The sequence below is a fragment of the Nitrosomonas sp. genome (assembly GCA_016703745.1).
Lineage (GTDB): Bacteria > Pseudomonadota > Gammaproteobacteria > Burkholderiales > Nitrosomonadaceae > Nitrosomonas.
On sequence record JADJBK010000006.1, the window covers coordinates 1,342,688 to 1,362,896 of the forward strand.

The 20,209-nt window shown below is 46.9% G+C and carries 18 protein-coding genes, 1 other RNA gene, 2 pseudogenes and 1 CRISPR repeat array; of the genes and pseudogenes, 3 read left to right on the forward strand and 18 right to left on the reverse strand.

Going from position 1 to position 20,209, the window contains the following annotated elements; translation table 11 throughout:
* Positions 1-528, forward strand: a complete 528-nt coding sequence (locus IPG31_07415; GenBank protein MBK6618188.1) for a nicotinamide-nucleotide amidohydrolase family protein — start codon at positions 1-3, stop codon at positions 526-528.
* A 44-nt stretch (positions 529-572) separates the two neighbouring features.
* Positions 573-877, forward strand: an RNA gene (gene rnpB, locus IPG31_07420) — RNase P RNA component class A.
* Positions 878-1,009: 132 nt separating this feature from the next.
* On the opposite strand, the gene mnmE is transcribed toward rnpB, so the two are convergent.
* The 11 genes from mnmE to IPG31_07475 form a co-directional block, all read right to left on the reverse strand.
* Positions 1,010-2,380 carry a tRNA uridine-5-carboxymethylaminomethyl(34) synthesis GTPase MnmE gene (mnmE, locus tag IPG31_07425; GenBank protein MBK6618189.1) on the reverse strand — a complete coding sequence of 457 codons (1,371 nt, stop codon included), beginning with the start codon at positions 2,378-2,380 and terminating at the stop codon, positions 1,010-1,012.
* A gap of 44 nt (positions 2,381-2,424) precedes the next feature.
* Positions 2,425-4,140, reverse strand: coding sequence for a membrane protein insertase YidC (yidC, locus tag IPG31_07430; GenBank protein ID MBK6618190.1), 1,716 nt, complete (start codon positions 4,138-4,140; stop codon positions 2,425-2,427).
* Between the two features lie 86 nt (positions 4,141-4,226).
* Positions 4,227-4,436: a membrane protein insertion efficiency factor YidD gene (gene yidD, locus IPG31_07435; GenBank protein MBK6618191.1), complete on the reverse strand. Its 210-nt coding sequence runs from the start codon at positions 4,434-4,436 to the stop codon at positions 4,227-4,229.
* A complete protein-coding gene (gene rnpA, locus IPG31_07440) occupies positions 4,417-4,800 on the reverse strand; it encodes a ribonuclease P protein component (protein ID MBK6618192.1) in 384 nt (127 codons plus the stop codon). The genes yidD and rnpA overlap by 20 nt, the downstream gene beginning before the upstream one ends.
* 63 nt (positions 4,801-4,863) lie before the next feature.
* Positions 4,864-4,998, reverse strand: coding sequence for a 50S ribosomal protein L34 (rpmH, locus tag IPG31_07445; GenBank protein MBK6618193.1), 135 nt, complete (start codon positions 4,996-4,998; stop codon positions 4,864-4,866).
* Positions 4,999-5,162: 164 nt separating this feature from the next.
* A CRISPR array of direct repeats spans positions 5,163-8,495; the repeat unit is 28 nt; unit sequence TTTCTAAGCTGCCTGTGCGGCAGCGAAC.
* A 142-nt stretch (positions 8,496-8,637) separates the two neighbouring features.
* Positions 8,638-9,222 (reverse strand): AAA family ATPase, encoded by a 585-nt coding sequence (locus tag IPG31_07450; protein ID MBK6618194.1) that lies wholly within the window; start codon positions 9,220-9,222, stop codon positions 8,638-8,640.
* Positions 9,222-9,638, reverse strand: a complete 417-nt coding sequence (locus IPG31_07455) for a hypothetical protein (GenBank protein ID MBK6618195.1) — start codon at positions 9,636-9,638, stop codon at positions 9,222-9,224. The genes IPG31_07450 and IPG31_07455 overlap by 1 nt, the downstream gene beginning before the upstream one ends.
* An 86-nt stretch (positions 9,639-9,724) precedes the next feature.
* A complete protein-coding gene (gene cas6f, locus IPG31_07460; GenBank protein MBK6618196.1) occupies positions 9,725-10,309 on the reverse strand; it encodes a type I-F CRISPR-associated endoribonuclease Cas6/Csy4 in 585 nt (194 codons plus the stop codon).
* A 9-nt stretch (positions 10,310-10,318) separates the two neighbouring features.
* The gene (locus IPG31_07465; GenBank protein MBK6618197.1) at positions 10,319-11,353 is read right to left on the reverse strand and encodes a hypothetical protein; all 1,035 of its coding nucleotides are present in this window, start codon (positions 11,351-11,353) and stop codon (positions 10,319-10,321) included.
* A gap of 9 nt (positions 11,354-11,362) precedes the next feature.
* Positions 11,363-12,343: a hypothetical protein gene (locus IPG31_07470; GenBank protein ID MBK6618198.1), complete on the reverse strand. Its 981-nt coding sequence runs from the start codon at positions 12,341-12,343 to the stop codon at positions 11,363-11,365.
* Positions 12,344-12,346: 3 nt separating this feature from the next.
* Complete coding sequence (locus IPG31_07475; protein MBK6618199.1) at positions 12,347-12,859, reverse strand: hypothetical protein; 513 nt, start codon at positions 12,857-12,859, stop codon at positions 12,347-12,349.
* Positions 12,860-12,953: 94 nt separating this feature from the next.
* On the opposite strand from IPG31_07475, the pseudogene IPG31_07480 reads away from it, so the two are divergent.
* Positions 12,954-13,933, forward strand: a pseudogene (locus IPG31_07480) (IS5 family transposase).
* 80 nt (positions 13,934-14,013) lie between these two features.
* Here the strand turns inward: IPG31_07480 and IPG31_07485 are convergent.
* The 7 genes and pseudogenes from IPG31_07485 to IPG31_07515 form a co-directional block, all read right to left on the reverse strand.
* A complete protein-coding gene (locus tag IPG31_07485; protein ID MBK6618200.1) occupies positions 14,014-16,473 on the reverse strand; it encodes a CRISPR-associated endonuclease Cas3'' in 2,460 nt (819 codons plus the stop codon).
* Positions 16,470-17,417 (reverse strand): type I-F CRISPR-associated endonuclease Cas1, encoded by a 948-nt coding sequence (cas1f, locus tag IPG31_07490; GenBank protein ID MBK6618201.1) that lies wholly within the window; start codon positions 17,415-17,417, stop codon positions 16,470-16,472. Before cas1f ends, IPG31_07485 begins: the two co-directional genes overlap by 4 nt.
* 20 nt (positions 17,418-17,437) lie before the next feature.
* Positions 17,438-17,548: a DUF433 domain-containing protein gene (locus IPG31_07495; GenBank protein ID MBK6618202.1), complete on the reverse strand. Its 111-nt coding sequence runs from the start codon at positions 17,546-17,548 to the stop codon at positions 17,438-17,440.
* A gap of 7 nt (positions 17,549-17,555) precedes the next feature.
* Complete coding sequence (locus tag IPG31_07500; GenBank protein ID MBK6618203.1) at positions 17,556-17,735, reverse strand: DUF433 domain-containing protein; 180 nt, start codon at positions 17,733-17,735, stop codon at positions 17,556-17,558.
* Positions 17,736-19,364: 1,629 nt separating this feature from the next.
* Positions 19,365-19,424, reverse strand: a pseudogene (locus IPG31_07505) (SEC-C domain-containing protein).
* A 103-nt stretch (positions 19,425-19,527) separates the two neighbouring features.
* Entirely contained in the window at positions 19,528-19,917 is a 390-nt protein-coding gene (gloA, locus tag IPG31_07510; GenBank protein MBK6618204.1) for a lactoylglutathione lyase, read from the reverse strand.
* Between the two features lie 58 nt (positions 19,918-19,975).
* Positions 19,976-20,164: a rubredoxin gene (locus tag IPG31_07515; GenBank protein MBK6618205.1), complete on the reverse strand. Its 189-nt coding sequence runs from the start codon at positions 20,162-20,164 to the stop codon at positions 19,976-19,978.
* Positions 20,165-20,209: the final 45 nt, after the last annotated feature.

Below are 20,209 nucleotides of genomic sequence, written 5' to 3' on the forward strand. Positions count from 1 at the left end.
ATGCTAAAAACCAGTGATAAACAGCTGCTCGTTCTAGCACAACAGGTAGGGGTGCTGCTCAAGCAAAACGAGTTAACGCTCGCTACAGCAGAATCCTGCACCGGCGGCTGGATCGGACAGGTTATTACTGCCGTACCCGGCAGTTCCAACTGGTTCGACCGAGGCTTTATCACCTACAATAATCTTGCTAAACAGCAGATGCTATCGGTCACGTCTACCATATTGACACGTTTTGGCGCCGTCTCCGAACAAACTGCGCGTGCAATGGCACATGGCGCGATCAAAATGAGCGAAGCTCAGATAGCTGTTGCGGTTACGGGTATCGCTGGCCCGGAAAGTGGAACAGTAAACAAATCGGTTGGAACGGTTTGTTTCGCCTGGTTGATCATCCAGCAGGAAAATCAGTCAACCAGTAGTCGCACCTGCTTGTTCAATGGTGACCGGGAAGCAATCAGGCGTCAGGCAGTAGCAACCGCACTACAAGGCCTGCTGGATTTGCTGCAAAACCCTGGACCCCGTTATGCATGAATGCTTCCCTGGGGCAGACCCTGTTTTCGGGTAAAATGACCGGTGAAGCTGGCCAGACAGTCGCTGCCTGGCAACCCAGGGAGAGGAAAGTCCGGGCTCCACAGAGCAGGATGCCGGTTAATGGCCGGCCGCTATAAGTCGCAAGACCCAAGGCGAGGAACAGGGCCACAGAGACGAGCGTATTCAGTTACGGTGAAACGCGGTAACCTCCATCCGGAGCAAGACCAAATAGGCAGACAATGACGCTGCTCGCCGAGTCTGCGGGTAGGTTGCTTGAGCGGACAGGTAACTGTCCGCCTAGAGGAATGACTGTCCACGACAGAACCCGGCTTACCGGCCAGCTTCATTTTTTCGCTTTACTCCCGACCAACGCCATCCTCCGGCCAATCACAATTCCCCAGACTTACTACTGAGGCGCACGGTCAGCAGAAATACCCGGATAAGATTGAATAGCCTCATGCGGAACGCTCAGGAAGCGCATTTATTTTCCGATGCAGAAGGCAGAGAAAATTTCACCAAGTAAATCATCTGCCGTAAATTCACCGGTAATAGTAGATAACGCCTGTTGAGCGAGACGCAGTTCTTCAGCGAGTAATTCAAGTGTATTGCCTTCGTCCAGCAGGTTAGTAGCGGTTTGCAGATGCCGACTGGCGTTGACCAATGCCTGTAAATGCCTTTGCCGTGCCATGTAGAGCCCTTCACCGGCAACATTGCCTTGCCAACCGATTGTCTGGAGTAATGCGTCTGTCAGCAGATCAACGCCTTCACCATTTTTAGCCGACAAGTGGATGACTAGCCCATATTCATTTTCAGCCGCACGAGGAGTTTCGGCTGTTAAATCAATTTTATTGTAAATCATCAATACCGGCAGCTCCTGCGGAAGCTCAGCCAGAATATTTCGCTCTGCTGCAGTTATTCCCTGACGGCTGTCCAGCACCAACAACACGAGCCCCGCCTGCCTCGCTGCCGCATGGGTACGGGCAATCCCTTGTTGCTCAATGATATCACTGGTTTCTCTGAGGCCAGCGGTATCAACCAGATGCAGCGGGATTCCTTTAATTTCAATCGATTGGCGAATGGTATCACGTGTGGTGCCGGGAAATTCGGTCACAATGGCGACATCCTCACGTGCCAGTTGATTCAGCAAGCTGGATTTGCCAACATTGGGCTGACCGACCAGCACGATATTGATACCAGACTGCAATAACGCGCCCTGGCGGGATGCGATCAATACACGCGCCAGCTGTTGTTGAATAGCCTGTAATTGTTCCCTGGCCTGCGCAGACTGCAAAAAATCCAGCTCTTCTTCGGGAAAATCGAGTGTCGCTTCCACCAGAACTCGCAGCGCAGTCAGCGCTTGCACCAATTGGGCAATAGTTGCTGAAAATTCCCCATTCAGGGAACGTATCGCACAGCGAGCGGCATCAACAGTGCTGGCTTCGATCAGATCAGCTACACTTTCCGCCTGCAGTAGATCGATTTTGTCGGCTAGAAAAGCGCGCAATGTAAATTCTCCAGGCTCAGCAAGACGCGCACCAAGCTGCAGACAGCGTGTTAACAGGAGATTCATAATGACCGGCCCGCCATGCCCCTGGAGTTCGAGCACATCTTCGCCCGTATAGGAGTGTGGAGCGGGAAAATACAGCAGAATTCCCTGGTCAAGCACTTGTCCGTCTTCGTCAAGAAAACTTCCAAACTCTGCACGGCGTGGTTCTGGCAGTTTCCCCAGGATAGCTTTCGCCAGTGGCTGCAGATTTTTCCCGGAAATACGGATAATGCCAACACCGCCCCTACCAGGCGGAGTGGCAATTGCTGCAATGATGTCCTGATTGTTCGAACAGTTAGCAGGCATAGATAGACTACCTGCCAGAGTCCACGACAATCAGGCGGAATTGATTATTTTTCCTTGCTTTTATTGGTATTTCCGGTCGATACAGCCGGTTTGTCATACATGCGGGTAATTTGCCATTGTTGAGCAATTGACAAGACATTACTGACCAGCGAATACAGCACCAAGCCTGCCGGAAAGAAAAAGAAGAAAATACTGAAGGCGACTGGCATGATCTGCATGACACGCGCCTGAATGGGATCTGTTGGTGTCGGGTTCAGCTTGGTCTGCACAAACATCGAAATCCCCATCAGAACTGGCAACACATAATACGGATCGGGAGTGGATAAATCGTTAATCCATAACGCAAAAGGTGCGTAACGCAACTCCACTGCAGCCAACAGCGTCCAGAATAGCGCAATAAAAACGGGAGCCTGCACTAAAATTGGCAAGCAACCACCAAGAGGATTAATTTTTTCTTCCCTGTAGAAATCCATCATTGCCTGGTGCATACGCTGACGATCACCTTTATATTGATCCTGAATCCGTTTCAGCTTGGGTGTCACCTGACGAAGCTTGGCCATTGAGCGATAGCCTGCGGCAGACAGAGGGAAGAACAGAAGCTTAACAGTGACGGTTAACAGAATAATTGCCAACCCCCAGTTATCAACCAGTGAATGATAAAAAGACAGTAACCAGAATAAGGGAACGGCGATAATCGTCAACCAGCCATAATCAACTGTAAACTCCAGACCAGGAGCAAGTTTTGCCAGATTATCCTGCTCCTGCGGACCAGCATAAAGCTGTATGGAAGATGTTCTCGCACCGCCCGGAGCAATTTCGTCAACGGGAAGAATAATTCCCGTTGTATAGAGATTTTCATTTTGCCGTTTGGCAAAAAACTCACGTGGCTGGCCCTGCTCTGGTAACCATGCAGACAAGAAATAATGCTCAAGCATGGCAATCCAGCCATTATCCGCATTAGTCGGATAATCGACACTGTTGCTATTCATATCCGAGAAAGGAATTTTCCTGAATTTTTCTACCTCGGTATAAACTGCTGCACCGGTATAGGAATGATCCATCAATGTGTTACTTGTGGGCGGAATGCTATCGCGCAGCATTTGATAATACGCAAATGGACGTACCGTATTCTCGCCGGTATTTTTTATTTCAAAACTGACGTCAATTACATAGCTGCCTCGACGGAAGGTATAAATCTTGGTTACTTCAACATGATCTGTTTCGTCAGCCAGCAAACGGATAGTGATTTCGTTTTCACTTCCAACCATTTCATATTGCCGCTTGGTGGATTCTGGCCGGTAAACTGTTTTATGGTTGGGCAACCCGTCTCCAATCAATCCGGCTTGTGCAACATAAATACGAGATGCCTGGCTTTGCAGCAGAGCGTAAGGCGTATCCTTATCTTCGGTCGAAGGATGCTTCAATAACTCCAGGCGCCGCAAATCTCCGCCAACCGTATCAATCTCAGCGACCACCATATCGGTTACCACCCTAATCTGCTCACCGGTTGACAGTAGCCGTGGGGTTACTATATCCCTGGCATCTGCATTTGCAGGAATCTGACCACTGCCCATTGCCGAGCTGGATTCAGTTAATGAATCGCCGGGAACGGGCAAATCGGGATCAACCTGGCTAGTCTCATCCGAACCAGCAGCCACGTTGATTTGCTCAAAACGCGCCTGCTCGTTAATCCATGCTTCCCATAAAAAAAGCAGCGAGGTTGAAAAAATGACGAAAAGTACGATTCTTTTAGCATCCATTTTTGATCTGATATCTGAATATTAATAATACTGCTGCTTGTTCGAGTAGAGATACTTTTGCTTGATAGCAGAAGGACTGATGAGTCTCAAGGAAGCGGATCGTAACCACCCGGATTCCAAGGATGGCAACGAAATATTCGTTTGATACTGAGCCATATGCCCGTCACCACACCATATCTCGCCAAGGCTTCCTGCGCATAATTTGAGCAGGTTGGATAAAACCGGCAGGAAGGTGGCGTCAGAGGGCTAAAACCAATCTGATAGCATTTAATAAGGTTAATCAATAATTGCCGCATTTTTTTTAAGATACCTTTCAGCCCTTGCCAGCAACGCTAATGCTTCAGAACGAATACTAAAACGATCCATAGCAGCATCAACGGGATTTCTTAGCTGCATCACACAGTCCAGCCCGATAATCGTTTGTTGTTGTAAACGAAAAACCTCCCGGGCAGTGCGCTTGATTCGATTCCGTCTAATTGCCTTATGTTCAATTCGCTTAGCAACGATCAAGCCAAGCCGCGCAAAACCAAAATGGTTAGGTTTAACGTGCAACCTAAGATAGCTCCCCGTAAAAGCCACCCTATTTTGTAACACAGACCGGAATTCCTCAGCCCGCCGCAATCGCTGCGATTGCGGCAATTTACGCAGAGCAGCCGGTATTGTTACTGACTGCAACACATACAGAAATTTGTCAGCATATAAACCTAAAGTTCCCTTAACAGGTTATACGCTTAACCGCACTCTGCCCTTGGCTCTGCGTGCACTGATGATTGCCCGGCCACTTTTTGTGCGCATGCGGACACGAAAGCCATGCGTACGTTTTCTACGAGTAACAGATGGTTGATAGGTACGTTTCATTTTCAGAATTTAAGTTGTTAACGCTACTAAATATTCAATTTTTTAGCGACACGCTTGCTACGTTTATAGCGAATCAAGCTTACCGCACACATTTTGAACTGCGCATTATAGCCTAATATGAAGGGGGCTTCTAAAAATTCAGGGTTCCAAGTATGACGTGCGGGGCGATTCACTGCCTGTGCGGCAGCGAACCTAACGATGCTGGACGCCAGAACCTACAGCAATTTCTAAGCTGCCTGTGCGGCAGCGAACAGAAAACAGGGGGCTAAATAATGGAAGTACAATTTCTAAGCTGCCTGTGCGGCAGCGAACTGTATTTTTTTTGCTCTCCTTTGTTAAAGTAATTTCTAAGCTGCCTGTGCGGCAGCGAACTAGAAATCAAGTTGCTAACTCTAAAATTAGCATTTCTAAGCTGCCTGTGCGGCAGCGAACTGAAAGACAAGGCGGCGGAGTTACTAAAACGTTTTCTAAGCTGCCTGTGCGGCAGCGAACACGTATACGCTGCGCGGTTTCGTATGCAAAACTTTCTAAGCTGCCTGTGCGGCAGCGAACGCGGGGTTATACGCTATAGAATAACCGCAACTTTTCTAAGCTGCCTGTGCGGCAGCGAACTGCTGGCAATAAGAGAGAGCCTAGATACTTTTTTTCTAAGCTGCCTGTGCGGCAGCGAACTGTCCGGCGGGAATGGAATAGCGAAAAGAGCATTTCTAAGCTGCCTGTGCGGCAGCGAACCATTTTGTTTTTGAGTTGCTGCTCAAGTAAGCTTTCTAAGCTGCCTGTGCGGCAGCGAACTACGTGTTTTCGATGTCTGCATCATCGATTTTTTTCTAAGCTGCCTGTGCGGCAGCGAACGTCGGCGTCCGCAGCGATGACCGCGTGTATGATTTCTAAGCTGCCTGTGCGGCAGCGAACCGCGCAGCGCCCGGCTGACGTTCTGCGAGTCTTTTCTAAGCTGCCTGTGCGGCAGCGAACTTGGCTTTTTGCGCAGGGTAGCAAGGGTGAAATTTCTAAGCTGCCTGTGCGGCAGCGAACACAGGGGTGTGCACGAACTGGCATCTATACTGTTTCTAAGCTGCCTGTGCGGCAGCGAACAAAAGGCAGAGAGTGGGAAAACAAAGTACAGATTTCTAAGCTGCCTGTGCGGCAGCGAACTGCTCAAAACGTTGAATATAGTGAGGTTGATTTTTCTAAGCTGCCTGTGCGGCAGCGAACATGCTGCCGGCGTAGGCGTGGCGCTCGACGTTTTTCTAAGCTGCCTGTGCGGCAGCGAACGGATTCGAGAAGGATTGCAGCGTCGAGCAAATTTTCTAAGCTGCCTGTGCGGCAGCGAACAGCATAATTTATTGCTTTTTTAGCATCGACCTTTTCTAAGCTGCCTGTGCGGCAGCGAACGTTTTTGCTGATCCTTTGCATCCAGCGATCCAGTTTCTAAGCTGCCTGTGCGGCAGCGAACAGCTTATATCGCCATAAACTTTTATGTTGTCATTTCTAAGCTGCCTGTGCGGCAGCGAACTCAACCGGGGTAATTACTTCGCCGTTTATTCCTTTCTAAGCTGCCTGTGCGGCAGCGAACAAACGAGTTGTCGATCATCGAGTCGATCGGGTTTTCTAAGCTGCCTGTGCGGCAGCGAACAAATGCCGATAGTCTGCATAAATAGACCTAATATTTCTAAGCTGCCTGTGCGGCAGCGAACCTTACTGCTGCGCAATCATACAATCGCCTCTTTTTCTAAGCTGCCTGTGCGGCAGCGAACCTATTGAGCTTGGTAATGACACCATCATTGATTTTCTAAGCTGCCTGTGCGGCAGCGAACTGCTGATAGCAAGATATCTTCTGAGGTTTTCTTTTCTAAGCTGCCTGTGCGGCAGCGAACTACACAGTGTAGGTGACGTAGTAGAGCACGAATTTCTAAGCTGCCTGTGCGGCAGCGAACATAGCCCATTGCCTGTGTGTCATGGCGTTGGCATTTCTAAGCTGCCTGTGCGGCAGCGAACAACACAATCACGCGGCGCACGGTCTTGCGCTTTTTCTAAGCTGCCTGTGCGGCAGCGAACGTGTACTCAAACCACATGAAGAGCTTGTGAAATTTCTAAGCTGCCTGTGCGGCAGCGAACCAGCCGCGGGCAATATAACTGACAATATATCATTTCTAAGCTGCCTGTGCGGCAGCGAACCCCGAGCTTTTTTTTCTCTTTCATCTCATGAATTTCTAAGCTGCCTGTGCGGCAGCGAACGTGTACAAAAAACATTTAGCGCTCCAGCTTCTTTTCTAAGCTGCCTGTGCGGCAGCGAACAAATAATTTTCGCAGCTCGCATAAAAGATAGCTTTCTAAGCTGCCTGTGCGGCAGCGAACCATGACCGCAAAACGTTATGACTGTTGACCCATTTCTAAGCTGCCTGTGCGGCAGCGAACGCAAACTGGTGATACTGTTGTTACGAATGCCATTTCTAAGCTGCCTGTGCGGCAGCGAACAACAATAACCTGCTGTTCAATCTGACGGTTCAGTTTCTAAGCTGCCTGTGCGGCAGCGAACAAGAAATCATTAATCGCATCCAGCGCACCATTTTTCTAAGCTGCCTGTGCGGCAGCGAACCTCCGGTGCAGCAGAGGAAATGCTGGTGTAGATTTCTAAGCTGCCTGTGCGGCAGCGAACATGCAGGCACAGGAGTGGCTAGGCCACTTCCATTTCTAAGCTGCCTGTGCGGCAGCGAACACCGATCCCTGCAGTTTCTCCAGCGGATTATCTTTCTAAGCTGCCTGTGCGGCAGCGAACTGTTCGCCGCGATCCCAGATTGAGCGGTATTTTTTCTAAGCTGCCTGTGCGGCAGCGAACCGGACACAATATAACACCGGTTAATCTTTAAATTTCTAAGCTGCCTGTGCGGCAGCGAACGCTGTAGGGGCGCTGGCACGAGTTGGGTTGGTTTTCTAAGCTGCCTGTGCGGCAGCGAACGAAGTTAACAATGCCGTTTTTCAGCCTGATGCTTTCTAAGCTGCCTGTGCGGCAGCGAACGAGCCCGTGAGCCGGAGGGCGGAAGCCGTAGCTTTCTAAGCTGCCTGTGCGGCAGCGAACATTACAACAGCAAGACGTAGAGAGTAGCTTATTTTCTAAGCTGCCTGTGCGGCAGCGAACATGTATAAGAGCCGCGCAAGAAATCCCATTCATTTCTAAGCTGCCTGTGCGGCAGCGAACTCTGAGGCCAGCGTACAGCTTGTCGTATAGATTTTCTAAGCTGCCTGTGCGGCAGCGAACAGCTACACGAAAAGCGCCTCGACAAGCATGAATTTCTAAGCTGCCTGTGCGGCAGCGAACGTGCGCAGTCCTTTGCCGAAATTGTAGTTATCTTTCTAAGCTGCCTGTGCGGCAGCGAACCCATAAATTCTCCAGGGGGGGCGCGGGCAATATTTCTAAGCTGCCTGTGCGGCAGCGAACATCCGGCGGTATTGCCATCAAGCACCGGTTATGTTTCTAAGCTGCCTGTGCGGCAGCGAACTTAGCGATACATTACAAATAGCCATTTGTAACATATGGTTACATCATTCTAACGCAAAAAAACCAAAATAATCGGGCTGCTTTGTAACCAATTGATAACTATGACTTGTTAAAGAGCCAGAAAAAATTTGGTAATCTGTTTGCTATTTCAGGTAATCCGTCAGCATCACTTTGCTCCATTCCGCCAGTGGTTGCTTGGCAATCTCTAGCTGGCCATGGCGCAAAACGGCGATCTGCTGGAAAGGATCATCTGCACGGGAATTGTCGAGGATATACACGTAATCACACAGTGACAGCGCTTGCTGAATGTGCGTCAGGGTTCTGGGTATTCTGCTGTTGACTTTCTCAGCCGGGACATGATGCCCTCCCTCGATGACCCGTTGGGCAATCCGCGCATGGTTGAGTGCAATATTTCCCAAATGAATAAACACTAAAATGATTTCATAACCCATCACCTTTGCTTGGGCGATGAAGTCAATTTTTGATGGATGCGAGAATACTGTTTCAAAGCAGAAGGTACGCCCTTCCTGCAGGAGTTGTGCGCGAATCTCACCTGCGATCATCGCTGCTTCGTAGCTACGTGCTTCAGACTCATCAGGAAATAATTGCCTGGCGAGCAGATCAGCGTTCACAAAGGGCATTCCTTTCGGCTCCAAATACATGCGGTAAAACGTACTTTTACCTGCACCATTACCGCCCGCAAGTAGCCATAACTGCTGCTTCTCCATCAGGATGATTCGTCAGTTTTAACAAAAAACTGGCCATGCTCGAATTTCCCCACCTTGATTTCGCCGTTCGCGCTGATTTGCTCCAACATACCTGGGAAAGCTAATGAAACCTGATACCTAGCCGGACTGGATGTAACCGCCTGTGCCAATGCGCCGCTTGCACGGCTCTGCTCCAGTACTTGAAATACCGCACTCGGGATGACAGGCTGCCCCATTACTAGCTCAACACGGATATTTGCCAATCCCGCTGAGACCAACAATAGATCATCTGGCTTCAGGAACGCACCAACGCTATGCCCTATTTCCGCCCAATACTCAATCTGCTCTGCCGCGCTCCGGTGATGGCGCTTACCGGCCAGTGTCGCTGCCTGCATCAATTCTTCTTGCAATCGTATAGGCGATATCGCTTTTGCCATAATTCTTTCACTCTACCAAACAACAAAAATATTGTAGCATTCTGCTACATTTTTCCAGCAATTTTGAAGAAATAAAAAAACCAAACTCAAAACTCAGGGACTGTTGTACTCGCGCTTAATCCATAGCTGCTATAGGCCGATCCCGCTGGCTCTATCACCCTATTTTTTTTGATCCACAAACAAAATTCCTGCCCACTGCTCAGGCTTTTTTGGCGAATGAATGGTAATGGAATACATTTGTTGGACATCTCGCCATAGCGTACCAAAGCTGTACCATAATCAACCCCATGCCTACGCGCATAACGCCGCGCCAGCCGCTCTGCGTTTATCTTTGGTTGATAGCGTTGGTATATTGCATAGCCTATTATTTTCACCGGCACGGAACGAATGCTGGTGCAATGCACATAATCACTCAAGCGAAACAACCACTTTGGAGTATCAAACCGGGCAAGTGTAGCTTCATCCTGAGCAAACAACCGTAACTTATCACCAAGCACGCTATATTTTTCACCAATGACGTATTCAGGAAATGAAACGCCAATCGGTACTCGCTTCTGGTCATCCTGCATTTCGACCAGACCAAGATGGATCTGTTGGAAGACTTTTGACCAGAGGCTGAACAAATTAATGTTTAAATTGGGCAATAAGGTTATTTCAATGTAATGTTTCATAATTTATCCCTATATTCTAAGGCCATCGACATACGCCAACCCTTTTTTGCCCATATAAAAGCTTGAAACACCTGCGGCTTCTATCATGTCTCTGAGCTGTATAGCTTTTTCTTGAGAAATGTCCAAATAAATTTCGAGTATGCCATTGGCTTTAGTTAGCAGTGAAGTCACTTCGCCCTCACCTTTGCGCTTTTCTTTTAACAGATAGGGATTACCCCAAATTGGTTTTTTACTGCCGGTGGTAAAACGATCCATGAAATCCTTGGGCGTAAACCCTCGTTTTGAAATGCCGCTGATCCCGCCACTTTTTGTCAAAGCATTAGATAAATCGAAGCGCTGATTTAATCTTGAAATCTGTAAATACAAAGCTGAACAATAAAACATGATTGGCTTAATCATACCCTTGGCGTCTATGTATTCAGCATCGAGAAACTTGGTTTGTAGTTCTGCCAACGCATTCTCAACAACCCCAATTACTTCCATTGCTTTCAGTTTGTTTAATTGCTCTAACTGATCAAGAACACCTAAAGGGTCAAACGTTTTTGTATTCTCAACTACAAAATCAGGCTTTACGATGAACTGGCATACATCTTCAAAATCCAAAGTCAGTATCCCCCAAAAAGCATCTGAATAATCAGAGCTAAAAATAGGGTCATTGCTTTTGATCATGCCAGTGAAAGAATTTTGATCGGTACTCCCCGTTATGTTACGAATGTATACAATTTCCTTATTGATGGGTTTGGATCGATCATGAATATTTTCAAAGGTAATTTTGCCTTCTAATTCTGCAAAAAAATAGCTTGGGCATTTTTTGGCTTGATACAATTTTCGTTGATCACCAATCAGTCTATTTAAGACGCCCATCACCGTATCATGACTGATTGCTCGTTGAATAAAATTGGGAAATTTACCATCACTATTCCGTTTAGATAGATTTGTCATAGAACCAATAAACCCACGTCCACCCTTGGGTAATGACTCATTATTAGAGCCATCCAAAAATGAATTTTGCCAAGCCGCTTCGTATTTAATCGTAATACGCATAACTAACCTCTATTTAGCGTAGAAGTAAACAGCGTAGTTCGCTTCTGGGGTCTCTGATATGTCACTCTCGGAGCGTTTTATACGCATCATTTTATGGCTGTCGTTATAGTCCACGAGCACACTATCCGCGTACATATAGCCTTTGGCCTGGCGAATGCTTAATTCGTCAATCATGCGGAGGGTTTCTTGAATCAAAATATCAATGGCTTCGTTATCCAATAAAATGCCGACTTCTCCCTCTTCAAATATAGTGCCACCGCGAACATAGTTTTTATTGAAAATAGCTTTTGGATTACGGGCAGAGTCAAGGCTTTTGATAAAGTTTTGCACAGCTTCGGCGATTTTTTCACCTTCACCCTCTTTAATAGTCATGGAAGCGCGATCAAACTTTTTATCCAACGAAATAAATTGTAGTTGCTCAATGCTGATAGAACCATATGCAAGATATTGGGTTTCACCAAAAGTAGTTTTGGAAAAAAAGGAGTTGCTGGCTACATCATCACCTTTATCATCTTTACCTTTTTCTTTTGAGCCGGAACGCCCCATTTGCTCAAAATTGCCATTGCCCAATTGGTCAACAAAATCTTCCAGCAGTAATGGGCTTGTGCGTTTGCACTGGCTTGAAGGCACAACATAACCACGTATCAAACCCGTAATTGAAGCCAACACGTTTTGTAGGTTTTTATCTTTGGCATAGTGCAAATCAAATGCTTGATCTCTAAATAAATGATGTCGGATGCAATTCTGGCTGATATACATGGGGGTTTCTTTAAAATCTATATCAGCAGCCTGCTTTTTGTATTTATAGCCCGTTTCCTCTTTTATCTTGCCGGTTAAGTTGCTGTATCCCCTAAGTTTTGGCAGCGTATGGTTATCTACTGTCTTGCCATCATCGCCTGCAAGTGTTGTCGGTCCATTCCAGTTGACTACTCCATGACCCAGCGCAACCACTTTAAAATCCACGCTTTTAATGCCGGTTATTTTTTGCATACATCATTCCTCACTTGAATTAAGTTGCTTGATTGAAATTGCACCGATTGGCTGTTTGTCGCACACGGCATAGTAAATAGCATGGCTATGCCGTGCGCTTTCTCCCCCAACCCGAATTAAATCATTAGACGTATAACTCAGGTAAATGGGAAATTCCGGGTCTCTTGCTTCATTGAGCAAAATAAAGTCTTTGTAGGCTTTGGTACCACCCATAATGTTATGGTGTTTAGTTTTCATGTAGGCCAGCAAGTTTTTATCGCTGTCACCATAACCTTCGATTTCATCCTTGGAAGCCGTCAGATTATCAAAGTCATCCCGTTCATTGATTGGTGTTTGGTAAGCGTATTGATCGAGAAATTTTGGTTGATTGGGTTCATTGACATCGCATACCGCCATTTGCACAAAGCGGTTTTCTCCACGCAAGGAGTTCTTGCTGATTTTGGCTCGGCCTTTCGGCAACGCTTTTTTGGGTGGAATAGTGATGGGATCAATTACTTTCTGATTAATTAAATTCACACTTGCCTTAAGGAACCTCTGATTAATTCCCCGCAAGTAATATAATTCTGCATCAAACTTTTTCGAGAAGCTCTTCATGAAACCTTACCAACAGATGAGTTTTGCTGATGCCGAATACGCCAATAAGGGCAAAGTCACGCGCCGCGAGAAGTTTCTCGATCAACTTGATGGATTATTGCCTTGGCAGGCTATGATTGATGTTATTGAACCACACTATGCGCCAGGCAATGGGCGTGGCCGCAAACCATTTGCCTTGGAATTGATGCTGCGCGCGCATGTTGCGCAAATTATCTACAACTATTCCGATCCGGGCATGGAAGATGCGCTGTATGAGATTGAATCACTGCGCCGTTTTTGCGGCATTCGTCTGGAAGCCGTGCCGGATGAAAGCACCATTTTGCAATTTCGGCATTTACTGGAAAACACGGGTTAATGGATCAGATCTTCCAGGTCATCAACCAAACGCTGGGTGAGCGTGGGTTGTTCTTGAAAGCCGGCACCATCGTCGATGCCAGCCTGATTGCCGCGCCGACTTCAACCAAAAATAAGAGCCGGTCGCGTGATCCAGAAATGCATTCCAGCAAAAAGGGCAATCAATGGTTTTTCGGCAGCAAGTTTCATATCGGCGTCGATCATGAAACCGGGTTGGTGCATACGCTCAAAGTAACCTCGGGGCATGTCAGCGACGTTGCCGAAGCCGCCGCCCTGCTGCATGGCGAGGAACAGTTTGTTCATGGCGATGCCGGATATCAGGGGCTGGATAAACGCCCGGAGATGCCGGCGGAAAGCCCTCCAGCCTGCGTGATCGCGGTGCGTCCGGGCAAACTGGCCAGGCTCACGAAAGACGATTCCGGGGCGGCTCAACTACTGCGCGGTGCCGCCCGTGAGCTGGCGAAACGCCGCGCCAAAGTCGAACACGTGTTTCGGGATATCAAAATCCGCTTTGGGTATGCTAAAAATCGCTATCGCGGCCTGGCCAAAAATGCGGCCCGTTTGACCTTCCTGACAGCCATTGCCAACGTCATCCGTGGTGATGCTTATGAACGTCGATGTCTTGTTGCGTCTGAAATTTGAAAACAAGCCAGTAAATGAGCTTGTTTCCAGAGAGGAACGGCTGTTTTCATAAAAATCAGCGTCACTATTTGAAGTAGTGGTCAGTTTTTGAGTGACTGCCGTTCAGAATGTTTGTTTTTCAGAGGTTCCTTAAGCGATGAAGTTAGGTCGGATGCTATGAATTTTTGACCGTTATCAGATTGATAGAACCGTTCATATAACTTGTATAACTGCGGCAATGTAAAAGATTGATCATTCAACTCGGCTTTTATAAATTGATACCAAGCTTTTGTAGAACCAAAAGTGTACATGCGCGATAAAAACCGGGCAGCGGTTCCTGTACCTTTGCCTTGATCAATAGCTTCAGGAACCGCGATACAGTGAACATTGACCTCCTTATTCACACCAAAACGATCTTGCCGGCCTAAGCGCTGCAAACAATTCTCTGCATTGGTGATTTCTGCGACCATGTGATCACAGGTAATATTCAGGGAGGCTTGAACAATTGGTCCGCTGCGTAAAACATTAAATTTGAGCGTGCCGTCTTTTTTGAACGACTCATAAACTTCTTCAAACCATTTCTGCTTATCACTTTTTTTAAACCTGGAATGCAATAACACTGCGTTTTCTTGGTGCTGATTGCGAATAAAGCTTTTTTGCGCAGTTATAGCTGTGTTGCTAATAACGATGGTGTTGGATTGATACGATTGATACAGTGGATTAGTGTCGTCTTGCTTAGTTTCATCAAATACCTTGAACTCAATACGGTAGCGGCTTGGATTAAATGAAGGCATAGCAACAATATCTTCTGGATCGATTTGCAATACTTGCTTCAGATAAAAATAATATGGTGTGGCCGAAACCAATAAGGTGTTAGCTAATTGCTCCTGCTGTTGTTTACAAGCTATCAACTCAGCAAATAGCAAATTAAAAGCGGGCATATTGATATATTCATGAAACTCATCAAACACCACATGTGCGTTCAAAAAATTAATTAAAGTATTAACTCTGCCGTGGGTAATGATGGCGCTAAATATTTGATCAATCGTGGTAATAATGATATTACCTGAGAAATATTCATCTTCAGGAGTGAGTTTTCCCCACTGGTTGGTAAATTTAAATTCTCCGGTATTAATTTCTATCTGCGCACTTGGAAGCAGCTCTTCAAAATAATCTTTAGATATTAAGTCATCAAATATGCCTTGGCAGACTTGCACCCGCGGACAAATCCAAATTAGTTGCTGAGCATTTTTCAATTTAGCCCATTCCAATGCGATTTTGGTTTTGCCACAACCCGCCGGTCCTGCAAGCACAGCAACGCCCCGTGCGGCAGTTAGCTGGTTTGCAACTTCATTTTGTTTCTTGCTGCGTTCGCTGGCTGGAAATTTCGTTAAACAGGTTTCAATATGTGAGCAAAGCGACGATTCCAATAATAGAAGTTCATCTGTTAGTGAATTGAACGAGCTATTTTTAATATGTGCGTGTAAATCTGATGGAGTAAGTGCTGATACCCAGCGATCCGCCGAAATAACGCAGGCACGCATGACGTTATTGTCAGCATTATGCTGAATTTGTGAGGGGTATTTCTCAATACTGTCCTGAGCATCATATTTCTTATAATACGGTAACAGTGACTCATCTAATGTTTTGATAATGTCTAAATCAACTTCTTCATTGAAGATTTTTGAAATTACTGATTCTTCCACCGTCCGATACTTTGCATCGAGCGTGCATAAGCTTTTCAATAATTGAATTACTTTTGCTAAAAATTCAGTGAATGTTAGGTCTTTTAGGTTGCCATTCAATTTTTTGTAAATGTCGCCATAATTTACAAAATCTTTTTCTTTACGAAATGGTTTGGCGTGGTGCCAATAAATAACATGTTTAATGGATTTTTTGTTATCTGTATTGATCTGTTTTAGCGCAATGTGATCGAGTAAATGGTAAAGCAGTACTGAAACTTCATTGTGGCGAGGATGTTTGTCAAAACTAAATTTTGTATCGTCAATATGCTGCCCATCTTCTGCTACAAAGCCCTTTTTCTTTGGATTCCTCACCCAATCCTGAAAGCATGGGTCAATTTTTCCTAGATCATGCAAACACCCCGCCACAAAAGTAGCGGTTGATTGCTTTGCATGATTCGGCATCAGTCGTTTGTACAGTTGTTCCGCAACATAGCCAACGGCAAATAAATGTTCAGTTAATGGTTGCAAATGAGTATTGGCATACAAAAAATCGGGATTGGGTTTATCGCTTGGTATATCCATGATTAATTCTTTAAAAGTGGTGTTTACGGGTACGATGCCTTGTGGATTAAATTGATCTCGATTCCCCACAATCCAAACTAGCTCACTTCGGCTTCTGGAGCGTATCCAGTGACAGGCAACGGCGGTATTTTTGGTGGCGGTTTTTCTTAATAAAGTTTTGACGGCGATCAAACCGTCTTCAGTAATTACGGCTTGCCAGGTACGGCTGCCGATGCGGTTGGCAAAAGCATCCAGTACCCGGCGAGTTCTGGTCAATGCCTTTTTCTCACACTCGGATACGAAAGTGACCATCATATTGCACCACCTTGCAAACTGACCTGTTTGACGGTATCAAACATAAAATCCAGCGCCTTATGTTCGGTAAATTTCTGCAAGCATTGTTGTCGAAATTCCTGTTCAGTCATTTTTTCCTTAGCGGAAATAAAGGCCCATGGCAGAATTAAAGCATCTTTAACCAAGTCCGCCACATCAAACACCAAAGCGCCGCGCCGGGTTTTTCCGTGCATGACGGCAAAACCATGAGGTATGCCCAATACCCAGAGTGTACTGGCTGCCAGACCATAGGCCAGGTAATTGCCGTGATTGAGAAACAGGTTTGCGCTATCCGTATTGTTATAGTTGCGGACAAAATCTTTTTGCTGGGTGCGGCTGACAGCAGCTTTATAGAGGTTTTTGGTTAGCTGGGCTTCAATCAGTAATAATTCGGTGACATTGCTCGCTTGCTCTACTTTGCTTGAGAACCCCGAGAATGCTCGCGTGACGTCCTGGTCGTCGATAAGGAAGCCTTCATTCTTCATATCTCTGTCCTTGCTCCATACACTTTGCAAGTAATTGATGCGCAGGAGCTGGAAGTGTTTGGCTACCTGCAAACGTTTTTCCGCCTCGAACCAGAAGGACAGCCACCCTTGCACATATTCGGTGGGCCGGTATTCGCTTTGCGGCGTAAGCCATTCGATTTCACTGGCTGCCAGCAGTGGCGTGCCACCGCCGCCGCTGAAACCGATCAAAACACCCGCCGATGCAAGCATGCGTACTGCGGCCTGGGTGATAGAGGTGCCGGTGCCCAATAAAATGACGGTGGTATTGGCTATCGGGATATTCCAGTAGAGCTGCTCATCTTTAGCTTCTGTTAAATAGAGAACGCGGCCATCTTTTTGCATGACACGGCATTTTTCCAGGTAATAAATGTTAGCCCGTTTGGAGTGCAGAATTGCTTTTAAGTCAGTCAATTGATCCATTTGAATATGTTTTCTCAATATCAGTAAACTGTAATAAACGGCTTTATCTGCATAACATTCACTGCAAATGCCAACGCAGCCCAAATATCTTCCTGTGTGATACGCGGATAACTCTCTATGATCTCCGTTATGCTTCATCTAGTTGGCGGCAAGGTGATCAAGAATCAGCTCGACCGAAATTCGAGTTCCAGAAATAGTCAGTTGTCCCAGACAAAATCTATGGGTTCGTGGTAATTCGATCCCAAGGATTATTGCCTTTTTTTCAACCGTGCAATCAAAGCCGATATTTCTTCTCCGAGATCCAGCAGTTACGGCCAAAGCAATTCGCTCTGGTAATGCCGGAATCTGGCCACGGATGAAGTTTGCAAGGTTTTCTATTTTGCCCGGTAAGGCTTGGCGTGCGCTGTTGCAGGCAGGAAAAGCCCGTTGATCAGTGCCGTGATTGATTTAGGGCTATGCGCGTCGAGACATGCTGCTTCCCATTCGGAATAATTTACAGGCTTGCGTTATTCCGAAGTCACAGGCTCAAAAACTGAGTCTGTGAATTTATTTTTCAGGCTTGCTTAAACCCAGTCGCTCGCGCAGTTCGTCGAGAATGGATGGGTCGGTCGGCAAATTGGAGTCTACATTTCTTAACTCAAAATCGCGTAGCAGCGCTTCGACTTTTTCCCGACCATCTTTGGTTTTGATGGCTTGTAGCGGTGTTTTACCGTTCAGGGCGGGCAGTTTTGCATGCGGCCACTGGCTGTAATGTTCGCGCATGAATTCCATAATTGCTTCCCGTACTTCCGGGCGATTGTTCAGTTCTTCCTGTTCTTGCCGCCGTTGCCTGGTTTGGGCGCTTTCGCTTTCGCCTTCGTCCTGCATGTGTGCCAGCATAGCCTGCGGCGACTCGATGACACTGGTTTTGTAGCGGGCTTCAGGTAGTAATTTTTTGATTTGTTTCTGGAGTTGTTGCGCTCGTTTGTCGGAATTGACTTCGACGGTGAGCTGGCGGTCGTTGATCCGGATTTGGCCGAGGATGGTGTTATCCCAGGATTTGTGTTTCGCATTGCCCTTCTTCAGCCACGGAAATTCGATACGGCGTAGCTCGCCTGCGGCGTTAAACTCGGCGTCTTCCAGAAGTTCGTCTTCGGTGCTGTTGATACAAAGCTGTTTGAGCGCGCTGAAAGCGGCTTGCGGGGAGGGTATGTCGTAAATAAGTTTTTGAAATTCTACCGCATCGCCATCGGTATTGCGCAATGACGGCATGGGGGGGTTGAATAACCGGTCATAGATTTCATGATAAATCGCGAGCATTGCATGTTCATATTTTCCGAGCAATGCGTGCGACGGCGGATTCTCCAATGCGCATAATTCTTTCCGCAGCTCCAGAATGGCAAGTTTCTCTGCGGGTGGAAGAAAGAAAGCGCCATTGGCTTCCAGTATGGCGACATGATCCACTTTGACAAGTTTGCCAAATATGATTTGTCCAGCTTGCGCCTGGGCTGACCCGGAATGCTCGGTGGCATAACATTCTTCGCCGGTCAGAATGTCGCGCAGCATGAACCCATCACCGGGGCGCACCGAAACAATGTCGAAATAACTGAATGGCGCTGTGCAGCATTGTTCGATGTAGCGTTTCAGGAGCGGATCGAGTTGCGGACCATGCTTGCCGAGAAATGCTTCTCCGGTTGTTTTTTTACGCGGAACGCCTGTATCGTGGATTGAATAATCCGGGTGCCAGTTAAAAAAGAACCAGGGCATGAATAACTGCATGTGCGGCGTGTCTGGAGAAAAATCCTCTTCACGCCATAACGTGAAATCTCCCCATGCTTCCAGCAAGGCACCCTCGCCCCAATGGTTTTGCGAAAATTTCAGCAGTCTTTCAGGCAGTCCCTCAATTACCTGGCGTATTCGATGCCATAAAAAATCTTCGGCTTGCTGCGCTTCCCGGGCTTGCAGGCAACACTGTTTGTATTTCTTTCCGCTGCCGCAAGGGCAGGGATCGTTACGTCCGAATTTCATTGGCGTATGAGATGCGTGGTTCGTAGCACTTATCTGGCAGGAATTTTCCTTTTTGTCGTGATTATTTTTGCAACGCCATAAAAATGATTGAGTTGCCGGGTTTTTAGGTGATCTTTTTCTGGATAAATTCTATTTTGTAGCCATCAGGATCGGTTGCAAAGGCAATGATGGTGGCGCCGTGTTTCATCGGGCCGGCTTCGCGGGTAACCTGGCCACCGAGTTGTTTGACTTTTGTGCAGGTGCTATAGGCATCATCAACTTCGATGGCGATATGGCCAAAGCCGGTTCCGAGATCGTAGTGATCGGTGTCCCAGTTGTGGGTGAGTTCCAGTACCGCGCCTTCTGATTCATTCTGATAGCCGACAAAAGCAAGGGTGAATTTACCTTCCGGGTAATCCTTGCGACGTAGCTCTCGCATGCCGAGCACTTGGGTGTAGAAATGAATGGATTGATCGAGATTGCCGACACGCAGCATGGTATGCAATATCCGCATTTTTTGTTTCCCCTGGTAGAGATGAACGCCGTGAGTGGTATATCGATATGCGCTTATTTCATATCTTGACCATTTCAAAATCTTCTTTACGGGCGCCGCATTCTGGACAGGTCCAGTTGATGGGGACATCTTCCCAGCGTGTGCCTGCGGGGATACCGTCCTGTGGCCAGCCTTCGGCTTCATCATAGATAAAGCCGCAGATCATGCACATGTAGCGATTGTAGGTGTTTTTATTCTCAATGGTCATGATGGATTAGCGTGTCCTGTTAAGTTAGAATGAGGCGACATTTTA

What these genes read in the sequence shown, in the direction of transcription:
- IPG31_07415 (MBK6618188.1), top strand. Translation starts at nt 1, where the DNA reads ATGCTAAAAACCAGTGATAAACAGCTGCTCGTTCTAGCACAACAGGTA.
- mnmE (MBK6618189.1), bottom strand. Translation starts at nt 2,380, where the DNA reads ATGCCTGCTAACTGTTCGAACAATCAGGACATCATTGCAGCAATTGCC.
- yidC (MBK6618190.1), bottom strand. Translation starts at nt 4,140, where the DNA reads ATGGATGCTAAAAGAATCGTACTTTTCGTCATTTTTTCAACCTCGCTG.
- yidD (MBK6618191.1), bottom strand. Translation starts at nt 4,436, where the DNA reads ATGCGGCAATTATTGATTAACCTTATTAAATGCTATCAGATTGGTTTT.
- rpmH (MBK6618193.1), bottom strand. Translation starts at nt 4,998, where the DNA reads ATGAAACGTACCTATCAACCATCTGTTACTCGTAGAAAACGTACGCAT.
- IPG31_07450 (MBK6618194.1), bottom strand. Translation starts at nt 9,222, where the DNA reads ATGGAGAAGCAGCAGTTATGGCTACTTGCGGGCGGTAATGGTGCAGGT.
- IPG31_07455 (MBK6618195.1), bottom strand. Translation starts at nt 9,638, where the DNA reads ATGGCAAAAGCGATATCGCCTATACGATTGCAAGAAGAATTGATGCAG.
- cas6f (MBK6618196.1), bottom strand. Translation starts at nt 10,309, where the DNA reads ATGAAACATTACATTGAAATAACCTTATTGCCCAATTTAAACATTAAT.
- IPG31_07465 (MBK6618197.1), bottom strand. Translation starts at nt 11,353, where the DNA reads ATGCGTATTACGATTAAATACGAAGCGGCTTGGCAAAATTCATTTTTG.
- IPG31_07470 (MBK6618198.1), bottom strand. Translation starts at nt 12,343, where the DNA reads ATGCAAAAAATAACCGGCATTAAAAGCGTGGATTTTAAAGTGGTTGCG.
- IPG31_07485 (MBK6618200.1), bottom strand. Translation starts at nt 16,473, where the DNA reads ATGATGGTCACTTTCGTATCCGAGTGTGAGAAAAAGGCATTGACCAGA.
- cas1f (MBK6618201.1), bottom strand. Translation starts at nt 17,417, where the DNA reads ATGGATCAATTGACTGACTTAAAAGCAATTCTGCACTCCAAACGGGCT.
- gloA (MBK6618204.1), bottom strand. Translation starts at nt 19,917, where the DNA reads ATGCGGATATTGCATACCATGCTGCGTGTCGGCAATCTCGATCAATCC.
- IPG31_07515 (MBK6618205.1), bottom strand. Translation starts at nt 20,164, where the DNA reads ATGACCATTGAGAATAAAAACACCTACAATCGCTACATGTGCATGATC.